The 22003-nt window shown below is 25.5% G+C and carries 17 protein-coding genes; 8 read left to right on the plus strand and 9 right to left on the minus strand.

All coding sequences use genetic code 4. The features are described from left to right. Positions 1–26: 26 nt before the first annotated feature. The 3 genes from HF996_RS02450 to rplK all read right to left on the minus strand — a co-directional run bounded on the left by HF996_RS02450 (position 27) and on the right by rplK (position 2912). Positions 27–1661, minus strand: a complete 1635-nt coding sequence (locus HF996_RS02450) for a CTP synthase (protein ID WP_168910479.1) — start codon at positions 1659–1661, stop codon at positions 27–29. 106 nt (positions 1662–1767) lie between these two features. Continuing rightward, the gene (gene rplA / locus HF996_RS02455) at positions 1768–2460 is read right to left on the minus strand and encodes a 50S ribosomal protein L1 (protein WP_168910480.1); all 693 of its coding nucleotides are present in this window, start codon (positions 2458–2460) and stop codon (positions 1768–1770) included. Then, positions 2460–2912: a 50S ribosomal protein L11 gene (rplK, locus tag HF996_RS02460; protein ID WP_168910481.1), complete on the minus strand. Its 453-nt coding sequence runs from the start codon at positions 2910–2912 to the stop codon at positions 2460–2462. Before rplK ends, rplA begins: the two co-directional genes overlap by 1 nt. 215 nt (positions 2913–3127) lie before the next feature. Here rplK and asnS point away from each other — a divergent pair, with 215 nt between their 5' ends. From asnS to ruvB, 8 genes are all read left to right on the plus strand, one after another. Then, entirely contained in the window at positions 3128–4468 is a 1341-nt protein-coding gene (gene asnS / locus HF996_RS02465) for an asparagine--tRNA ligase (protein WP_168910482.1), read from the plus strand. Between the two features lie 3 nt (positions 4469–4471). After that, positions 4472–5467, plus strand: a complete 996-nt coding sequence (locus HF996_RS02470; protein WP_168910483.1) for a glycosyltransferase family 2 protein — start codon at positions 4472–4474, stop codon at positions 5465–5467. Continuing rightward, a complete protein-coding gene (locus tag HF996_RS02475) occupies positions 5467–6171 on the plus strand; it encodes an RDD family protein (RefSeq protein ID WP_168910484.1) in 705 nt (234 codons plus the stop codon). The genes HF996_RS02470 and HF996_RS02475 overlap by 1 nt, the downstream gene beginning before the upstream one ends. Next, entirely contained in the window at positions 6158–8413 is a 2256-nt protein-coding gene (locus tag HF996_RS02480; protein WP_168910485.1) for an ATP-dependent helicase, read from the plus strand. The genes HF996_RS02475 and HF996_RS02480 overlap by 14 nt, the downstream gene beginning before the upstream one ends. Positions 8414–8421: 8 nt before the next feature. After that, entirely contained in the window at positions 8422–9972 is a 1551-nt protein-coding gene (locus HF996_RS02485) for a hypothetical protein (protein ID WP_168910486.1), read from the plus strand. A 57-nt stretch (positions 9973–10029) separates the two neighbouring features. After that, positions 10030–10899 (plus strand): DegV family protein, encoded by an 870-nt coding sequence (locus HF996_RS02490; RefSeq protein ID WP_168910487.1) that lies wholly within the window; start codon positions 10030–10032, stop codon positions 10897–10899. Positions 10900–11059: 160 nt separating this feature from the next. Beyond that, on the plus strand, positions 11060–11701 hold the full coding sequence (ruvA, locus tag HF996_RS02495) for a Holliday junction branch migration protein RuvA (RefSeq protein ID WP_168910488.1): 642 nt from the start codon (positions 11060–11062) through the stop codon (positions 11699–11701). Beyond that, positions 11679–12632 (plus strand): Holliday junction branch migration DNA helicase RuvB, encoded by a 954-nt coding sequence (gene ruvB / locus HF996_RS02500; protein ID WP_168910489.1) that lies wholly within the window; start codon positions 11679–11681, stop codon positions 12630–12632. The genes ruvA and ruvB overlap by 23 nt, the downstream gene beginning before the upstream one ends. A gap of 41 nt (positions 12633–12673) precedes the next feature. On the opposite strand, the gene HF996_RS02505 is transcribed toward ruvB, so the two are convergent. The 6 genes from HF996_RS02505 to HF996_RS02530 all read right to left on the minus strand — a co-directional run bounded on the left by HF996_RS02505 (position 12674) and on the right by HF996_RS02530 (position 21893). Next, complete coding sequence (locus tag HF996_RS02505; RefSeq protein ID WP_168910490.1) at positions 12674–13399, minus strand: glycerophosphodiester phosphodiesterase family protein; 726 nt, start codon at positions 13397–13399, stop codon at positions 12674–12676. Further along, complete coding sequence (locus tag HF996_RS02510) at positions 13392–14804, minus strand: MFS transporter (protein ID WP_168910491.1); 1413 nt, start codon at positions 14802–14804, stop codon at positions 13392–13394. The genes HF996_RS02505 and HF996_RS02510 overlap by 8 nt, the downstream gene beginning before the upstream one ends. A gap of 82 nt (positions 14805–14886) precedes the next feature. Next, positions 14887–16731 (minus strand): DUF2779 domain-containing protein, encoded by a 1845-nt coding sequence (locus HF996_RS02515; RefSeq protein ID WP_168910492.1) that lies wholly within the window; start codon positions 16729–16731, stop codon positions 14887–14889. 51 nt (positions 16732–16782) lie between these two features. After that, on the minus strand, positions 16783–17940 hold the full coding sequence (glpO, locus tag HF996_RS02520; protein ID WP_168910493.1) for a type 2 glycerol-3-phosphate oxidase: 1158 nt from the start codon (positions 17938–17940) through the stop codon (positions 16783–16785). A gap of 2 nt (positions 17941–17942) precedes the next feature. After that, complete coding sequence (locus tag HF996_RS02525; protein ID WP_168910494.1) at positions 17943–19115, minus strand: hypothetical protein; 1173 nt, start codon at positions 19113–19115, stop codon at positions 17943–17945. Positions 19116–19190: 75 nt separating this feature from the next. Continuing rightward, complete coding sequence (locus HF996_RS02530; protein WP_168910495.1) at positions 19191–21893, minus strand: cation-translocating P-type ATPase; 2703 nt, start codon at positions 21891–21893, stop codon at positions 19191–19193. Positions 21894–22003: the final 110 nt, after the last annotated feature.

Raw genomic sequence — 22003 nt, forward strand, 5'->3', positions numbered from 1 at the left:
TTCCTTCTTTTTTCTTTCTTTTTATATTATTTTTTTGCATTTTCTTTTTTTAATTTTTTATATTTTAAAGAAGCTTTTAAAAAGGCATCAAATAATGGATGTGGTTTTAAAGGTCTAGCTAGAAATTCTGGATGATATTGAACTCCTAAATAAAAAATGTGTTTTGGATCTTCACAAGCTTCGATTAGTTCAGATTGTGGATGTTTTGCTGAAAAAATAAATCTTTCATCTTCTAAAACAGGAACAAATTCTTTAACTACTTCATATCTATGACGATGTCTTTCTGTGGTTTTGCTTGTTTTGTATATTTTTTCAATTAAAGAATCTTTTTTAAATTCAACTTCAGAAGCACCTAATCTAAGAGTACCACCTAATTGTAGTTTGTCTCCATCTTTAATATTAAAATCTAAAACATATACTTCATCTTTTTCTGTTGCAAACTCTTTAGAATTTGCATTGATAATCCCTTTGTGTCTTGCTTGAGCAACAGTCATAGCTTGCATTCCTAAACAAATACCAAAAGTAGGAATATTATTTTCTTTTGTGAAAGCAGCTGCTTTTACTTTGTTTTCAAAGCCACGTTTACCAAATCCTGGCAGGATAACAACTCCGTCTGCTTCTTTTAATGTTTCTAAATTCATTGATTCTTTTTTATCAGAAGTAGTAGTATCTAAAAATTTTAGTTCAATATCTGTTTTATTATATACTCCTGAAATTCTTAAAGCTTCAACGATAGATTTATAAGCATCAACAAATTCTGTATATTTTCCTAACATCATTATTTTTAAAGTTTCTTCTTTTTTAGAATTATATAACTCTTCAAATTGTTTCCACTTTGTTAAATCAGCCGGTTTTTGTTCTAATTTAAAGTAATCTAAAATAGACTGAACAACGTGTTTTTCTTCGAAATATAAAGGAATTTCATAGACATTTTTAAGATCTGGTATAGAAACCACATTTTTGATAGGTAACAATGAAGCTTTTGCTACTTTCATTGCGGTTTCTTTATTTAGTTCTTTGTGAGTTCTTAAAAAAATCATGTTTGGACGAATACCCATAGCATGTAATTTAGATACAGAAAATTGTGTAGGCTTTGTTTTGAAGTCTTTTGATGTTTCTAAGAAAGGAACATAAGTTAAATGTACATAATAAGAATTTTCAAAATCGCTTTCATAACCCATTTGTGAAATTGCATATAAAAATAAGTTAGATTCAATATCACCAACAGTTCCACCTATTTCTACTAAAACAAAGTCAGTGTTGTATTTTTTTTCTATATTTTTTAAGATGTTTATAATTTCATCACTAACGTGTGGGATATACTGCAAAGTCTTTCCGTTGTATAGTCCTTTTCTTTCTTTTTCAAGGATTTTTGAAATAATTTTTCCACTTGTAAAGTTAGAATCTTTGGAAAGATTTTCATCTGTAAATCTTTCATAATGACCCAAATCTAGGTCAGTTTCTCCTCCATCTTCAGTAACATAAACCTCTCCATGTTCGTAAGGAGATAAAACTCCAGGATCTACATTTAAATAAGGATCTAATTTGATTATGAAGACAGAATATCCACGATATTTTAGTAAATTACCTAAAGAAGAAACAACAATTCCTTTTCCAATACCTGATAAAACACCACCGGTTACAAAAATAAACTTAGACATAATTTCCTTTATATTCTTTAATGATAATACAATTTTTAATATATTTTAAAATAAAAAAAACAAAAAAATAAGAGTATGAGCTCTTATTTTTAAAAGGGATAAATAATTACACTTCTAATTTAATTTTAATAGAAGGTCCCATTGAAGCAGACACAGTAAGGTTTTTAATATATGTACCTTTTACTACGCTTGGTTTTAATTTTTTAATTAAATTAATTAATGTTTGAGCATTTTCAGTCAATGCTGTGGTTTCCATAGAAACTTTTCCAATTAAAGAGTGAACAATTCCGTATTTATCAGCTCTATAATTTGCTTTACCTTTTTTAAGTTCTAAAACAGCTTTATCAGGAGTTGGGGTAACAGTTCCTGTTTTTGGATTAGGCATTAAACCTTTTGGTCCTAATTTTTTACCATATTTTCCTAAAACTGGCATTAATTTAGGCTCAACTACTATAACATCGAAGTTAAACTGATCGATTTTTAAAGCATGTTCTAATTCTTGAGTTGTATAAACTAAATCAGCACCTGCTGCTTTTGCTTTTTCAGCTACTTCTGTTGAATCTGTAGCCACTAATACTCTAATTGATTTTCCTGTTCCGTGAGGTAAAACAACACTTCCTCTCAATTGTTGATCGGCTTTTCTTGTATCTAGATTTAATCTAAAAGCTAAATCTACTGAACCATCAAATTTTGTATAAGAGGTTTTTTTAACAAGTTCCATCGCTTCTTCTAAAGTATAAAATTTTGTTTTATCTACTAATTTGTTTACTTCAGCTAATTTTTTTCCTATTTTTTTCATTATTTAGCCTCTTTCTGTTGTTTTACAAATTCTTCTCAACCTTCAACTTCAACACCCATTTGTTTTGCTGTTCCATAAATTGTAAACATAGCTTTTTCAAGACTTTTTGTATTTAAATCTACTAATTTGTATTGTGCAATTTCTTTTAATTGTTCTAAAGTTATTTTTGCAACTTTGGTTGTTTTTGAATTTGAAGAACCTGATTCAATTTTAGCTAGTTGCTTGATTTTGTAAGAAGCAGGTGAAGTAAATAGTTTAAAATCAAAACTTTTGTCTTTATAAATTGTAATTGCAACTGGAACTGGTTCGCTACCTCTGTCTCTTGTTGCGTCATTGAATTGTCTTGTAAATTCTGGCATAACAATACCTAATCCAGCTAAAGCAGGACCTGGTTTTGCTTGACCAGCGTTAAATTGTAATTTAGCAATTCTAACTATTTCTTTTTTTGCCATTTCGAGCATCCTTTCATAAGTTCTCTTGGTGGTACTATCGAATTTTTTCTTCCACTAGAGGCAATAAATGCTTTTAAATAATACCACAAACTTACAAAATTGATAAAAAAAATAAATTAATTTCATATAGTTGTTAGTGTTTTTCAAATAGGCTTGTTTGTAGTATAATTTTATTTAATTAAATTTAGAGAAAAACAACATTTTTGGAGTTTAAAATGAACATAAAGCAATTATTAAAAACTGCTAAAAAACACAACGAACAAACTGTCGAAATTAAAGGTTGAGTTACCAACTTAAGAGGTAATGCCAAAATTAAATTTTTAGAAATTAATGATGGAACAACACTAGAAAATTTACAGTTAGTTTTTAAAAATGATAAGGAATTTATAGACAAAATTGAAACATTGAGTTTAGGAGCTGCGATTCAAGTAAAAGGGGTTTTTGTACATACACCAGAAGCAAAACAAAAAGGTGAACTCATTGGTTCAAAACTTGAAATTTTAGCTCACTCAGATTCTGATTTTCCTATACAAAATCAAGAAATGTCTACTGAGTACTTAAGAAGTATTCCTCACATAAGACACAGAACCAAATTATTTAGAGCTGTGATGAGAATTAGATCAACTCTTGCTTTTGAAATTCATGAATATTTTAGAAAACATGATTTTCTTTATCTTTCTTCACCTATTATTACTTCTAACGATGGAGAAGGAGCAGGTGAAGCTTTTGTTGTTGATAATGAAGAAAAAGACTTCTTTAACAAAAAAGCAACTTTAGGTGTAACTGGACAATTACATGCAGAATCTTATGCTCTTGGATTTCAAAAAGTTTATACTTTTGCGCCAACATTTAGAGCTGAAAAATCAAACACAAAAAAACACGCTGCTGAATTTTGGATGATTGAACCTGAAGTTTCTTTTTACAAACTAAAAGATATTATTAACCTAGGAGATTCTCTTCTAAAAACTGTAATTAAAAACACTATTAAAAAACATCCTGTGGAATTCGAATATTTCCAAAAAAATATTGATAAAAACTTAGTAAAAAAATTAAAACAATTTTATAACAACAAATTAACTACTTTAGAATACAGACAAGCTATTGAAATTTTGAAGAAAAATAAAGCAAAATTTGAAAACCAAGATATAGAATTTGGTACTGATCTAAAAACTGAACATGAAAGATTTTTAGCTGAAGAAGTAGTAAAAGGTCCTGTTGCGATTATAAACTATCCAAAGGATATTAAAGCCTTTTATATGCACCAAAACGAAGATGGACAAACAGTAGCTGCATTTGACTTACTTGTGCCAGGTATTGGTGAATTAATAGGTGGATCACAAAGAGAAGTAAGATACAAAAAATTACTTCAAAGATTAAAAGAATTAAATATGGAGCAAGAAGACTTGCAATGATATTTAGATCTTAGAAAATTCGGAAATTTTTCTTCTGCTGGATTTGGTTTAGGATTTGAACGTTTAATTATGTATGTAACTGGTATTGAAAACATAAGAGACTCAATTCCTTTCCCAAGAACAAACAAAAATTTAATGATGTAATTTATGATGCTTTCCATTCTTTTACCTATTTATAACAAAAGCGAAAATTTAGAACTTATTTTAAATAAATTTTTAAATCAAACTAATAAAGATTTTGAACTTATTTTAAGTCTAAATTCTCCTTCAGAAAAACAACTAAATATTGTCCAAAATACTATAAAATCCTTCAAAAATAAAGTAATTGTTGTAATAAATGATAAAAATAAAATTCTTTCTGAAGAAATCATTGATATGGTAAATATTTCTTCTGGTGAATACTTTATTTATTGTTCAGAGTTTTTAGATTTTGAAGCAAATTTTGTCGAAATATTCTTAAAGTACAAACAAAAATTTAATACTGATGTTATTGAATTTACTCCTAAATTAGAATCTTATTTTTCTTGATCACCTAAAAACAGGATTAAGAAAAATAAAGTTTTTAAATCAGAAGAATTATCTAAAGTAATTGCTTATTCTTTTCCTTTGTTTTTTAATAAATTCTTTAAAAAAGAAGTATTTTTAAATATTTCAAAAAACATAAGCATCAAAACCAATAACTCTAAATTTTTACTAAATTTAGTTTACAAAATGTTATTAAACATTGACTCATATGTTTTTTTAGATCAAAAGTTTTTTGTTGTTAAAGATGTTTATATTGAGAAAATTAGTTTTTATACTTTAAACAGAAATTGAAGCGAAATTTTTGAATATATGCTTCAAAATAGAAGAAACTTTACTAACGAAATTCTATATGCAAAGATGTATTTTTTTGAATTATTTATCCCTAGCCTATTTGGACTTCATAAACAAAGATTATTCAAAAAAATTAAAAAAATTCTTTGAAAAGAATCTCAAATTGATTTACTTATTGAAAAGTATGCTAAATTTTTAAAAAAATTACGTGATATTGAATTTAACAAAAGCACAAATAATTATTTATTTGAAAACACAGAAGAAGCTGAGTTAATAAAATTAAATTTAAACAAGGATAAATGAAAAGAAATTCATAAAAAACTATAATGCAAACAGATAATAAAATAGCAAATTTTTGAATCAGGTTTTTAAGCGGTATTATCGACTTAATTACTATTTTCATTTTTATTATTGCTATCTCATTTGCTGTTTTCACAACAGATAATGTGAAAGAAGAACTAATTACTTGAAAATATTATCTGTGGTATTTTTTAGTTATTGTTTTAATTTTTTTATTAAAAATTATTATTCCTATTTTTAACCACAATCAAAGTATAGGTCAAAAATTGTGCAAAATCAAGGTTGTTTTTCTTGAACCTCCAATAACTTTTAAACAAAAAATAATTTCACAAATTAAAAAAGAAGCATTTACTTCATTAAACTGAATTGTATTATTTTTGATATCTGCTTGTTGTTTGATTCCTCAAGTAGCTGAAAAATTAATAAAATCAAATAACTCAAATGTACAAATTAAACTTACTGACTCAGATTACTGAAACTGGTGAGAACAATTCTTGATATCCATACCTATTTTATTTTCAAATATTAATACCCTAATTAGCTTTGTTTTAATAATCTCCATAGCAAGAAAATCTAAAGTTGGATTAAATGATTTATATTCTAAATCAAGAACAGTTTGAAAATACAAAAAAGAAAAAAAAGAAGATCAAATAATCTACAAAATTGAACCTGAAAAAATTATCTTTAAAAAACTTATATGAATGGAAAGTGAAAAAAATGAAATCAGATAAATATTCTCAATTAAAAAATGACATTCTTGTTGGTCTAAATACTAATCAAAAAGCGGCTGTGCTTGAAAACTCGCAACATCTGAGGATTATAGCAGGTGCAGGAACTGGTAAAACGAGTGTTTTAACTAAAAAAATTGCGTATTTAATTGCTTCTAAAAAGACAATTTCAAAAAGAATTTTAGCTCTTACCTTCACAAACAAAGCAGCTAACGAAATGAAAGAAAGAGTTAAAAATCTAATAGGTTTAGAAGCTAATGAAACCAAAATTTTTACTTTCCACTCATTGTGTAATTTAATTTTAAAAATAGAAGCTAAAGAATTTCAGAAGATAAAAGACTTTGAAAATTTAGACAAAAACTTCAATATTATTGATGACAAAGATCAAAAAAAGATTTTAAAAGATGTCTATGAAAAGCTTCAATATTCTTTAACAAATGAAGAAATTCCTAACTTTAGAAAAGCAATAGATTTTATAAGTTATGTAAAAAATAAAGAGCTAACTTTTGAACAAATTAGTTCTAGTGCTCAAAACTCTACAGAAAAAAAATTAGTAAAAATTTACAAAAATTATACTTTTTATATGAATAAAGCTAATGTTGTAGATTTTGATGATTTACAAATTTTTGTAAAAACATTATTTTTAAAAATACCTGAAGTAGCTAAAAAATGATCTTCTTTTTTTGACTATATTTTAGTAGATGAATTCCAAGATACATCTTCAATTCAATATGAAATCGTAAAACTTTTAGTATCTAAAAAAACAAAATTAATTGTCGTGGGAGATCCAGATCAAACCATTTATTCGTGAAGAGGGGCTGATGTTAATTTAATTTTAAATCTTGAAAAAGATTTTCCTAAGTTAATCTCTATTACATTGGATAAAAATTACAGATCTCATCAAATAATTTTAGATGCTGCAAATTCACTAATCGCAAATAACAAAAACAGGATTAAAAAGAATTTAATTTCTAGTAAAGAAACAGAAGGAATTGAAATAAAATTTTTCGATGCTTCAAATCAAGCTATGGAATTTTCTTGAATAATCAGCGAAATAAATGATCTAAAAAAGAACAAAGTACAACTTAAAAACATCGCAATTTTATACAGACAACATTTTTATGCAAAACATCTAGAAGATGAACTTTTTAAAGAAAATATACCTTATAAAATAGTAGGAAATACTTCATTTAATTCCAAAAAAGAAATAAGAGATGCTATTAACTTTTTAAGAGTAATAAATGATGGTAATGTTGTTGCATTTAGTCAAATAATTAATATTCCTTCTAAAAAAATTGGTCCAACTATTTTGAATAAATTAAACTCATTAGCTGAAGCATCTAATAAAAATTTATTTGACTTTTTAATGGATTTTTATAGTAAAAATTCAAAATCTAAGCGAGAACAAGAAATAAAAATACCACTTGCTAAAGAAAATCAAAAAAAACTAATTGCACTTTTATCTTACATAAAAGCATTTCGTCCTTTATTTGAAGAAAAAGAACAAAAATTTGATATTTTATTAAAGAATTTTTTAGAAAAAATTGATTATTTTAGTGCTTATAAACACGAGACTGGAGAGAAAAAAGAAGCTCAAGAAGTACTAGAAAAATTCTATGCATCATTACGAATTTGGCAAAAACATAATACAAACAAAACATTAAGAGAATATTTAGACGATAGCGTGTTATCTTCAGATCTTGATAATGACTATGAAACAAATACTTCAATTTCCTTAATGACAATTCATGCAGCTAAAGGACTTGAGTTTCAAAATGTGTTTTTAATTGGTATGTCAGAAGGAATTTTTCCTACTAAAAAAACTTTAGAAAGCTATGATAATGATTTGCTTGAAGAAGAAAGAAGATTAGCTTTTGTAGCTGTTACAAGGGCTAAAGAAAGACTTTTTATTTCATATTCAAGATCGAATTTTCTTTCTGCTAGCAAAATAAACAACTATAAATCAACTCCAATTAGTACTTTTGTTTCTGAAATGAAGCTAAAATCTGAACAAATTTTAAGTTTTAGTAGAATTACAGCTAAAGGTGATTTAAATTACACAAAGAGTGAAAGCACAACTTTTTATCAAGGAGATTTAGTTAATCACATTAAATTCGGACAAGGAATTGTTTTAAATGTTGAAAGCGAAACAATTGATGTAGAATTTTTTAACTTAGAAAGTAATCAAAAAATTAGAACTATATTAAAAAATCATAAATCTATTGAAAAAATTGAAAAATCATAGGCTAAAATATGTCCACAGAATGAATATATGTAATAATAGTTGTTTTCATCTTAGTTATTGTTGTATTATTGCTTCTTTCCTTGTATTTTTTTAAGAAAATTCAAACTAATTCTTTCTTCTTAATTCCTTTTGTTTATGATGAAAAAAAAGCAAGAATCAAGATAAAAGATGCATATTTTTTAGAGTATTCGAAATTTCTTTCAAAAAACGGTCCATTAATTTTTGGTGACTGAGTTTTGTTTAGTGATTTTATAAAATTATTCGGAAGTAAAAACACTCAAACTTTAAAAGAAGCGTTTTCAAAATGAAATAATTTTAATACAAGCTTTTCTCTTGAATTTTCACAAAAACACGATAAAACTAATCAATCACAAAACTATAAATTACATTTTGAAGATACAACTAATGAAGAAAATAAAGAGAAAAATTTTATTTTAACTTCTATTATCCAAAACAATATTTTTGATTATTTTTTTATCAAAAAGTTTAAACAAAACAAGCAAAAAAATATGATTAAAAATGATTTTGTATTTGACTCTAACACTAAAAACAATATTGTTTTTTTAAACTTTAAACTTAAAAAGAATTTAACACAACAAGAAGAAAAAGAAGCACTTTTTGAACAAATTTACTGACCTAATATCTTTATATTAAAAAATTTAAAATGCTTGATATTTAAAAAAGATATTCTTACTTTACAACTTGAGTTTTCTGCTAAAAAGTCATTTCAAAAATATATTAAAAAGCTTTTTGCTTTATTTTTGAAGAATAAATACAAATTTTTTTACAATTATATTTCAGCATTTGTTGCTAAAAGTCGCGAAGATTTAAAGTATTTAAACACTAAAATTAATTATTCTTTTCAAGAAATAGAAAAAAGTTCAAAAAATACTTTATTTTTAGATATGAAAGAGTTTCAACAAAAACTTCAAGACAATGATTTTTCTTTATTAGAGCATCAAAATGAAGAAAAAATGCTACTAAATTTTGAAAAAATAAAAATAAATAATTTTAATACTTATAAAAATTTAGAACACAAAGTTGTTGATCAAAAAATTTATACATTTTCATATTCAGATTCTAAAGTAACCAAATTTGAAAAAGAACTTCTTACTTATAATTCTTACTTAGAACAATTCCATCATGAAGAAAATCCATATATTTTACTTCTTGATCAGCAAATGTTTATTTATCTTCTTAATAAAGTAAAAATCAATCCAAAATTAAAATATTTAATCAATGTTGAAGACTTTACAAACTTAAAACAATTTATTTTAGAATATAGAAATCAAAAACATGAACTATCTGAAAATCTAAATATTGGTTTTGTCTTAAATGAAATAGATTCTATTGATTTTTTAAATATTTCTATTTTAAAACCTATATTTATCTTTTTAAATAAAGAAAAATTTAAACAACTTGATAATTCTAAAATTAATATTCTTGTAGAATCCTTATTTATTTTTTTAAAAAAGAAAAAAGTTAATTTATATTGTGGACTACCCACTAAAGAATTTGAAAAATATTATGAAAAAATAGGGATTAATTACTTTTATTAGTTTATAATAATTAATAGCACAAAGGAGAAATACAATAGCTTAAAAATTGTTTACATTATGAAAAAATTAGCATTTATTATAGATTCGTTTTCTGGTATTTCACAAGATATTATCGACCAGACTGATGACGTTGAACTTCTACCTCTAAAATTTATTCTAGACGGGCAGGAATATTTAGATAATCAAAAAACTTTTAAAGGTGAAGACTTATTTTTGAAGATAAAACAAGCTAAGGAATTTAAAACTTCTATGCCTTCTATTGGGCTAATGGAAAACGTGATTGCAAAGCTTGAAAAAGAATATGAGAATATAATTGTTCTTCTTATTCCTTCATATTTATCTTCTACTTTTTCAACTTTTCATTCACTAATCAAAGACAATCCAAAATTTCATTTAATTGATAATCACTTTTGTGGTGATGAATATTTAGATATAGCAAATTTTGCTTTAAAAGAATTGAAAGAATACTCAACTGAATTTATCATTAATTTCATTAAAGACTTAAATGAAAACTCTTTAAACTATGTTATTCCTTCTGATTTAAATCATTTTGCTAAAGGTGGTAGATTAGTTTCTATCAAGAAAATGATAATCAACACAATTAATAGTTTTTCAATCATTTTAAAAATAACAGATAAAGAAATTGCATTTGCAGGAATTAAAAGAACTCTAAAAGGTGCAGTTAAAAAAGTGGCTTCAAAATTGAAGGAATTTGCTCAAAAAAACTCTCTTGAAAATTATATTTTTAAACTTATATATTCAGGTAATGAAGTTTTACTAAATGATGTAATTGAAGCTCTTAAGCAAGAGGATATCAGTGTTGAAAAAGTACAGTTTGCTTCTGCTATTGTAGCAACTCATACAGGTTATGGTGCATTTTCAATTGGAGTTTTTCCAAACTTAGATAAATGATTAACAAAAGCTTAATTTTGATTTTATAGATATAAAAACACATCATCTCGATGTGTTTTTATTATTTTATGAATTAACTTTTTGTTCATGCTTTCCTATCTTTTTCCTTTTTTTGAAATAATTACGAATTTTTTTGAATAATTAGTGAACGACAAAAAACAAAAAGGAGATTAATATGGAAATTTATAAATTTGGAAAAATAGTTTCCAAAAGTAAAAATTATTTAATTTTAGAACAAAACTATGTAGGTCATTTAATTTATGTACCTAACATAGAAAGATTTGAAAAAGATGAAAGCAAAAAAGTTTATGTTTATAACTATGAAAATGAATATTCTAAAACAACATATGGATTTGAAAATTTTAGGGAAAGAATTTTATTTGAAGATCTAATTTCTGTTCAAGGAATTGGTCCAAAAACTGCTATTGCAATACTAAATCAAGGATGAGAAAATGCAATGTCATATATAGCTGATGGAGATTGAAAGAAAATAAGTGAGTTTCCTTATTTAAATTTAAAAAATGCTAAACAAATTGTTTTTGAATTTCAAAACAAGTACATAAAAATATTTCAAAACTACCAGAAAAACTTGAACAAAGATAAACCAATTAACAATGAAGAGGAACTCACATTTAATTCAAAAACTGTTTTAGAAGACAAAATCGCAAAAGAACTTGAAGATACTTTAAAAATTCTTGGATTTCAAAAGAAACAAATTAATTATGCACTTTCTAAAGTTCAAGCAAACAGCGACTTTGAACTTTTAGTAGAAGAAGCAATTAAGTTGATTTCAAATGCAAGAGAATTTAGAAATTAGACCAAAAAACTTTGAACAATTTATTGGACAACAAAAATTAATCGAGACACTAAAAGTTTTAATTTCTTCTTCAAAAAAAAGAAAAAAACCTCTAGACCATATTCTTTTCTATGGTTCACCTGGAACAGGAAAAACTACTTTAGCAAACATATTAGCTAATGAAACACAATCAAAAATAAAGTATATTCAAGGTCCTTTGTTAGAGAAGAAATCTGATATTTTGTCAATGTTAGCAAATGTCGAAAAAGGGCATATTATTTTCATCGATGAAATTCATTCCATTAACAAAAACATAGAAGAATTGCTTTATTCAGCAATGGAAGAATTTGTTATTGATATTCAAATTGGTGTTGAAGGTGAAAGTAAAATTATGAGAATGAAATTGCCTGAATTTACACTTGTTGGAGCTTCAACTAAAATTTCGTCTATTTCTTTACCTTTAAAAAACAGATTTGGTCTTACTGCTAAAATTTATGAATACACTGGACAAGAAATGAAACAAATTATTAAAAATTCTTCTAATATTTTAGGAATAGAAATTGCTTCTGAACTTATTGATTATATGGTAGATTTTACAAATAAAACTCCGAGAATTGCTAATAATTTGTTAAAGAGAATTCGTGATTTTGCAATTGTAGAAGATACAAAACAAGTTTCAAAAGACATAATAGATAAAACTTTTAATGGAATAGGAATTTTTTTAAATGGCTTAAACTTACAAAATATTGAATATTTAAATTTATTAGCTAATGTTTTTAAAAGAAAAACTGTTTCATTAGATGTTATTTGTGGTATTTTAAAAGAAACCAAAGATAATATCATCAACAATATAGAACCTATTTTATTACAGCTTGAACTCATAGAAAAAACTTCAAGAGGAAGAAGAATTACTCAAAAAGGACTTGATTACTTAATTGATGTAAAAAAATAAAGCAACAAAGTTGCTTTATTTTTCTTCTTTTTTGAAGGATTTTAGCTTTCTAATTTATAGTTAGAAATTTGACTATATACTTTTTTGTCTTTTTTAAATATTTCAAATTCACTAGCAGAAGATGTTCATAAATTAAGTGGTAATTTAAATGAATTAATACGTTTTGCTTCTTTTATGTATATTTTTGTTCAAGGATGTAAGTATTTGCAAATTTTTAAGATTCTTGATTTTTCTATTTTAGTAAGTTGTGTTTTAGTTCAGAATAGAAAACCTAAATTGTAATTGTGATTTAAATCATAGAGTTTTTGAAGAGATTCGAAGTTAAAAGAAGAAAAAATAATTTTTTCTACTAGCTTTGAATCATACTTTTTCATTAACTTATCAATTTGATTTTCAATGCCTTTATATTCTTTTTGATCTGTTTTGATTTCAATATTAACAACAGAAAATTTTTCTAAATAAAGGTCTAAAAATTCTTCTAAAGAAAGAATTTTTTGTCTTTGTGTTTTAAGTTTAAAAAAGGCTGCTACGTCTTCTTGCTCAAGTTCAGAAAAAGTTGAATCTGATATCTCTTTGCTTCTTAATGAAGTTCTTTTTGTATTTTCATCATGAATTATAACTAGTTGTTTGTCTTTGGTTAAATGAACATCTAATTCAACACCATCAAAGCAAAATTCATATGCTAAATCAAAAGCTAATTTTGTATTTTCAGGAGCAATAGCTGAAAAACCTCTGTGTGCTAAAAGTAATTGTTTATTTTTAAGCATTATCTAATTCCCTTCATCTGTAGTTAGTTTTACCTAATTTTTTCATTTCAATTGTATTTGCAATAAAGACTACTAAAGCACATAAAACTCCAACTAAAGTAATTGCTAATGTAATAGCCAATATTATTTGATATCCTTCTACACTTGTATTTGATTGACCTTCTTTTGTATAGCTTTTTCCTACAGCTCCTGTAATTTCGTACAATCAAGCATCTGTTGAAAAACCTATAAAAGATAAAATTCCTATTGAAGAAGCGTAGTTGTTTTTTCCTATTTCAATTTCTCCAACTTGTGAATATCTTAATGTCACCATTGCTCAAGATAAAACACCAATTAATAAAAATAAAATTGAAGATAATACAACAACTACCGTTGCATAATCTTGACTAATAAATGCAAGTAAAATAATGAATAAAACAAGCACTAAACCTATAACTGAGACAAAAATTAAAAATAGAATGTAGCTTTTAAATTTGTCAGCTAAATATCCGATGTATGAACTTACAGCAAATCTTAGTGCATAGGTTCTAACTCCTCCTAAGACTGTTACTAAAATAACAGGTGCTAAGAAAGCATTTTGTAGCATTTGTAATAAATAATAAGCAAAAACTGACTGGAATGTGTACATCCCCATTACAAAAAATGAAAGCATTCAAAGTTTTCAATTTTTTAGTGATTGTCACACTTGGAAAATTGTTTTTTTAAATTTTTCTCAGCTAATTTCACTTATATTTGATTTGTCTAAAGGTTTTTCTGGTACTAAAAATAGAACTAAAAAAGAAGTAATTACTAAAAATGAAGCGATTAAAAAAGCGTAAACTGAAAATGGAGTTGTTGAATTATTTTCTGCTGGATTACTATATCAAACTGAAGTGATAATCAAGCCTATTAAAAAGACAAAAATGAATCCAATTATTCCGTTAGCTGTTCCTTGAATTCCATATGCTAATCCTTGATTTTCCTTTGTACTTTGTTGAGAAACTAGTTTTCAAAGTGGTGTTCAAAAAATTAAAGTTGAACTTATTCCTCAAAGACCAAATACTATAGAATACTGTACCATTGCAGCTTCACGCCCAAGTTCTTTGTTGGTTAAAATTATTGAACCAAACCAGAACGTCAAAATACCTGTTGATAATATAGCTAAAAATAAAAGTTTTCGCGAACTGAATCTATTTGCTAAAAAACCACCAGGTAATTGAGTTGCTAATGTAACTCAACCAATTATTGCTGTTAATCTAGCAACATCGTCTTCGTTAATTCCTAAATAAAGGTGTAAATTTGGAACTATATTTTTAATGTAATAAGGAGCAGCAATAACAAAAACGTCTGCTGCAGCTAGTATTATTAAAGCTAAAATTTGTTGTCATGTAAAAGATTTTAATTTTTCTAAAATTTTAATTTTCATAAGTACTACTTAAAGTTTTGTTTATATATAAACATAAAAAATTTATATATAATTTAATTTTACTTCAAATTTACTTTTAAATTTATATTTTTAGAACTAATTGAATAAAAGACCAAACCATTAACATAGCAAGAACGTCGTTTTGACAATATTTTTGTAAATTTTTTTTGACTTTTTGTCAAACATGTTCTCCGGTTTTGTTTAAATATCTTAATGTTCCTTGATTCATAGCCTCCATACCATTTTTTACTTCTAATAATTTATATGGTGTTATTTTTACTCTTGTATCATACTTGTGTTCTGTAATGAATTTTTCTATTTTTTTAATAGAATAAAAACCTTTTAAATCCGATAACTTGATTCAATTTTGTTGAAAAGGAATTTGTAGATCAATAATGTTTTCAATAATATGTTTAACATAAGCTTCATATTTATAATAATCAACACATGAATTATCTTGATCGTAATAAATTTTTATAATTTTAAGCATCTCATTTAGTCTAGTTTTTTCATAGCCTTGATTAAAAACTATATAAAAATCTGCTTTATTTGCATAAATGCTTTCAATGATTTCTAAAAAATTACGTCATGTATAATTAATTGGATCAAAAACTAAATTTGTTTGATCAAAATCTTTTTCTATTATTTGATCATTTACAGATTCAATAATAGAAACTTGAAAAACAATTTGTTGATAAGGCAATGTGTAATCAATGCTTGGATATGGTAAAGAAATAGACTCAAAGTCAAATCAGATTATCCTTGCATCTTTGATTAAAAAATTAGTTATAAAATTGTTTAATTTTTCTCTTTCTGATTCAACAATTCAAATTTGATTTTTTTGATTAAAAAATTTATAGTCTTCATTTTGCTTTAAATCATTTAGTTCTGCTGGATTTTCAATAGTTTTTATAATTTCTTTTGCAGGTAAAAACTTTCCACTAAAACCTGAAAGTTCTGGGTGTTTTTCACTTAAAACTTCATTGAAAAACAGGCTTTTTTTAAAATCTCCATTGTCTTTTTTGCTTAATTCTTCAATGGTACTTTGATTTTTAGCTTCTAAAATTGCATCTATTGCTTTATCAATTTCTAAAAAAGAACCTTCAGCTTTAATGGTTTTTGTTTTTCTTCCTTTTGCTGAAGGTATTATATTATCTTTTACAAAGTTGGAAATGTTCAAAAATAAAGGATTTTTTTCGTATTCTTCTAAAGTCATTCCTTGTTGTTTTATCACTTTTTTTTCTTCAAAGTCTTCATATTTAGATAAACTTTTTGTATTTTTTGCTATATTTAAATTAAAAACTTCTTTAAAAGGTTTATCATATTTTTTCATATCCGGAAAAATATCTAAAATAAATAAAGATATTGTTTCTAATCTAAAGACATCTTTTAATGCTCTTCTTGTAATTCAAAATTGTCAGTTTAATTTTATTAAGTCTACTCTTTTATGTGAAGTACTTAATTTTAATGTAGAAATTTTCTTGTCTTTTATAAAAATTACATCTGGTCTGGCTATGCAAGATCTGTATTCAAACACTGGAAAAAGAAGGATATCATAAGCGTTTGAATTAATAGCTTCTTTGGTTTCTTGTATTTTTTCTTCAGTGCTTTTTGATTTTATAGTGTAAATTTTATGATTTGGATATTTTTTTTCAATATATTCTTTAAAATATGTTGGATATTCTCTAAAAACATTGTAATTAACTTCAAAAAACTTCTGTTGTCCTTCATTTTCTTCATCTAACGCTAATAAAGAGTCAAAGTTTCAAATTGATTTTTCTTCATCTTCTTCTTCGTCATCATCTGAAAATTCTAGTTCACTATCAGATAAACTTTTAGAATTTCCTAGAGTGTGTCAAACAAAAAAAGGTTGAGAAGTATAAAAGTTAAAATACTGGCGATAAGTTATATATTCTTTTTTAGTCATAGTTTTAAAATTGTAATATAAAAAGAAGTAAAATTACTTACTTCTTTTTGATTATAATATCTCGGCTTTTTCAGTAAAGTCTTCTTTAAGTACTAAACTAATTTTTGCTTTTAAAACTAACTTTTTAACTTCTTTTGCTATTGCAGGTGCTGAAGAAAGTGCTGGCGATTGCATACCCGCGACGTTGATAAATGAAGGATTTTCATCAGCTGATTTGATTATAAAGTCATTAGTTGCAACATCGATCGAACGAGAAGCAGCATATGTAGTTATTATGTCGGAAAAATCTAGTTCTGGGAAGATTTTTTGTCCAATTTCTTGAATCTTTTTGATTAAATTAATGTTTAGTGTTTTTGCTTGTTCTCTTGATTTATGTTCTTGTGCAGTTGGTCCAACCATTATTGTTCCATCAAGTTTTTTTGTAACAATCACACCTTTTCCATATTTAGTAGGCGTCATAAAGAAAATTGATTCAATATTTTTATTATTAACTGAGGGCAAAATCAAATATTGACCTTTTAAAAATCTTTGTTCAAATTCAGCAAAACCTGCTAGTTTTGCAATTTCATCTGCAAAAATTCCTGATGCATTTATAACAACTTTGGCTTTAAATTCAACATCTTGTTTGTTTGTTTGAACAAAAAAGAAGTTATTTTTAAATTCTATTTTCTCTACTTTGGTATTTTCAAATAATTGAGCTTGATTATTTTTGGCTACTTGTAAAAATGCTAATGAAGCTTTTTGTGGATCAATAATTCAAGAATTTGCGCAAACTAAAGAACCTATTACCAAAGGATTTAAATTAGGAAATTGTTTTTTAGTTGCTTTTTCGTCAAGAATTTTAAGAGCTTTTGGATTTAAATTATTTTGAATTCCTTTGTTGTATAAATGTTGTAATTCTGCTTTTTCTTGTTCATCAAAAGCTATAACTACAGAATCTGCTTGTTTTCTAGGAAATTTTATTTTTGTAAATATTTTTTCTTGTCAAAGTTTGTTTCCAATAACATTTAGTTTTGCTTTTAATGTGTTAGGTTCTGCGTCATATCCACAGTGAATAATTCCTGAGTTAGTAGCTGTAGTTTCGTTTGCAAAAGAAGGATTTTTTTCTAAAAGTGCTAGTTTAATCTTATATTTAGAAAGTTCATAAGCTATTGTGCTTCCTACAATGCCAGAACCTATTATTAAAACATCGAATGAAAGAGTTTTCATAATTATTTATTTTGTAAAGCGTCAGTTTTTACTTCTAATATAGCATCAGAAATAGTTACTTCTTTATCTTCATTTGTAGCTTTTGTTACTCTAAATACTTTATGTCTTGGTAAAGTAACTTTAAAAATGTATTTGTTTTTTAATTTTGAATCTTGACTTTGGCTCGCTGGCAATGAATCAGGTAATGCAGTAAATAAAGCTTGATCTTCTGGGGTTGGATTTTTTTCCTCATCTTTAGTTGTAAATGCCTTTAAAAAGATTTTATATTTAGAAAAATCATCAACGTTTTTTCCAAAAGTAACTAAGAATTTAAATTCAGATGTTTGTCCATCTGTGTTATTAATCTCACCAAAACTATCAAGTGTAACGTTTTCAATTTCAGCTTGGGTATAAAAAGTATAAGGTAAAATGTTTTTTTCATATGATAGTGGTTCAAATGCTGCTTTGTCGCTTGAATCAGAAGCATTTACTCTTCCAATTTTAGTTATTTGGTATTCAGATTTAGGTTTAAGATCTGTTAATTTAAATAATAAAGCTCGAGCTGTAGTAGCAGTGGTGTTAGCTTCTGCTTGTGGGGGCATTTTAGTTTGCGCAGTTTTTTCTTCTGAATTATTTACTGGAAGTCCATTATCAGAAATTTGTTTGTAAGTAAGTGCAAAATTAGTGTTATTTTCGTTTTTAAAAGTTTCCTTGTTTAGTTCAATGTATAAAAATTTCAATGTTGTATTATCACTAGCTATAGAATCATCACTAATAGATGAAATATCTGGGGATTTCTTGGTTGTAAAAGTTTGTAGTTCTTTTGGTAACAAGACTAAACGTTCACCTTTAAAAATTCTTACAGCATACTGAGTTTCTTTTTCTAAACCTGTAATTGTCATTGATAATCTGGAATTATTTGGAAATGGCAAACTAATGATAGGTTTTACTTGTTTAAAATCTGCATCAGATTGTTTTTTGATTTCGAATTTGTAAAGAGCTTGTAATTCTTCTTTTGTTATGGGTTTATCCTTGTTTTCTAACTGAATATTGTCTAAGTTTATTGTTAAAGAATTAGAATCTAAATTTTGAATGCTGATTTTTGATTCTTCTACTTTTGAACAAGAAACTAAAGAAGCTATTGGCACTGCTGCACTTAAACCTACAAATAAAGTTGAAATTAAACGTTTTTTCATTTTTGTCCTTTGACTTGTAAAATTATTTTTTGATTTTGAAAAAATAAAATTTTTGTTTATTTTACTAGTTTTAAATTATACTAATTTTTTTCTTTTTTCTATGATAAAAAAGCAAATTTTTCAGATTTGATCAAGTATGAAAATTAAAAAACCAAAGAAAATTGAAAGAATTATTGTCTTTGTCGCTATATCATCATTGTTTGATTGTAATTCGAAGAAAAAATTCATGTGAAAAATTGTATTAAGACCTGGTGTAAAACTTATAAATATTATTGATAATAAACTAAGTAAAAAACCTATATTCAAATACTTACTTTTGCTTCATTTTTCAAGCATTAATGGCTTATTTACTACTAAAATAAAGCTGTTTAAAGAAAGAGCTATCGAAATAGTTATAAAAGAAGTAGAAGAAGCAAAAATTGCTTGTTGTTCTTCAGTTAAAAGTGTATTTGCAATAAATTCTTTTCCTAAAAAATAACTTATTAGAGTAATTGTTGTAATTAAAATTGATAAAATTAAAATTTTGAAAATAATTTCTTTGTTAAAAAGACTTTTGTTATTTTCTAAAAAAGTTTTATTCATTACTGGTTTGGAAATATTAGAAAGACCAATCGCAATTCCTCCTACAGTTTCTGAAACAACATTAATTCATAAAATTTGTAAAGCTGAAAAAATATTTTCTTTAAAAATAAACAATCCAAAAAAAGAAATTAATAATGCACATAAATTAGCAATTAAAAGATAAATTAACAAAATTTTGATGTTATTAATAACATTTCTTCCATTTTTAATTGCTGTATATGTTGTTGTAAAATTATCGTCAGCTAAAACTACGTTAGAAACCTGTTTAGTTACATCTGAACCTGTAATTCCCATTGCAAAACCAACATTAGATTTTTTTAATGCAGGCGCATCATTTACTCCATCACCTAACATAGCAACAATATGTTTTTTGTCTTGTCAAGCTGAAACGATTTTTATTTTATCTTCAGGAGTGGTTCTTGAATATACTCTGTAATTTTCTATATTTTTGCTTCATTTTTCTTCATTTAATGCATTTCATTGTTCTTTTGATAAGCTTTGTTGTTCTGAAGTAATTAAATTTATTTGTCTTGCAATTGAATTAGCGGTTTTTGCATGATCTCCTGTAATCATCACTGTTTGAATATTAGCGTTGTGAAGTTTTTCTATAACATTTTTTATACCTTGTCTTGGATTATCTTGCATTATAATAAAACCTGCAAAATAAAGGTTTTGTTCTTCATTTTCAAGCTTTTGTTCGTCTATTTCTCCTAAAATTTCTTTGTAAGCAAGAGCAAAAATACGATAACCTTGTTCATTAAATTCTTCGTAAGTTTTTAAAATATCAGCATTTACATTTATTGATTTACTTAAAATTATTTCAGGTGCACCTTTAGCTATTAGAACAAATTTATTATAGATTTTATTAACCACTGACATCATTTTTCTTTGTGAATTAAAGGGAATTTCGAATATTCTTGGAAAGGAATTCATAAGAAAATTTTTGTTTATACCTAATTGCTGGCTGTGTTCTAAAATCAAAATTTCTTCTGGATCACCAATTGATTTATTTTCTAAATTTTCAGAATCAAAAATAGCATCAGTACACAAACTGGCAAGTGTTCAAAATTTTTCTTGATTTACTTGATAAATAAAGGTATCAATTAACTTCATTTTGTTTTCAGTTAAAGTTCCTGTTTTATCTGTACAAATAACTGAAACATTCCCTAAGGTTTCAATAGAAGTTATATCTTTAACTAATACATTTTGTTTGGCTAGTTTTTTAACACCAATAATTAAACTAATAGTAACTAAAGGCACTAGACCTTCTGGAATTACTCCTATAGCTATTGTTAGAGATATTATCAAAGCAGTTTGTCAGTTAGCAAAATTACCTTGCTCTTTTATAAAAATAAGTGAAAAGAAGAATATTAAACTTAAAATTGTTGCAAAAATACCTATAAATTTTGATAATTTAATAATTTTTTGTTGCATTGGAGATAAAACTTCTTTTGTATTTGAAATTAAAGAAGCAATATTTCCTAACTTTGTATCCTTACCTATGGCTGTAACTAGCAACTTACATTTTCCAGATGTGATTGTAGAGCCTGAAAATAAAAAATATTCATTTTGGCTGAATTCTGCTTCATTTTTGAAGGAAAAATTCTTTTTATAAACTGATTCAGATTCTCCTGTTAACATAGCTTCTTGAACTTTTAATTTAGACTGTTCTAAAACCAAACCATCTGCTGGTACTACATTTCCCAGCTCTAATAGCAAAATATCTCCTACCAAAATTTCGCTAGTTTCAATTACTTGCTCTTGATTATTTCTTATAACCTTTACAACAGAAAAATTCATATTTTTTAATGATGAAATGGCTTTTTTGGTCTTGATTTCTTGCATTAATTTAAAGATTACATTTAATACTATAATAAACAAAATAACTAAAGGTTCAGCAAATGCAACAACTTGTTCTTTAGAATCTATTAAATTATTTACATATGAATACAAAGTGATAGAAAAAGATATAATAACCACTATTAATAGCAAAAAAACTAAAGGGTCTTTTAACTGATCTATAATGTTCATAAATAATGATTTGGGTTTTTTTTCAGGAATCAAGTTTTTCCCGTATTTTGCTTGATTTTCCTTTATTTGTTTATCATTTAACCCTTTATTTATATCTATTTCTTTAATGTTATTGAATTCTATTTTTTGCAATAACACTTGGTTGGTTTCTTTATTTTTTTTCATTATTTTCCTTCTTTTTCTTCACTTAACTTTATAATTTCTATAATAATTCACAAATTTTTCCTTTTTTTATTTAAAAGCTTAAATTTGTGAAAATATTATTAGTTTATAAT

The sequence above is a fragment of the Mycoplasma sp. 1654_15 genome (genome assembly GCF_012516495.1).
In the GTDB taxonomy this organism is placed as follows: Bacteria; Bacillota_I; Bacilli_A; order Mycoplasmatales; family Metamycoplasmataceae; genus Mesomycoplasma.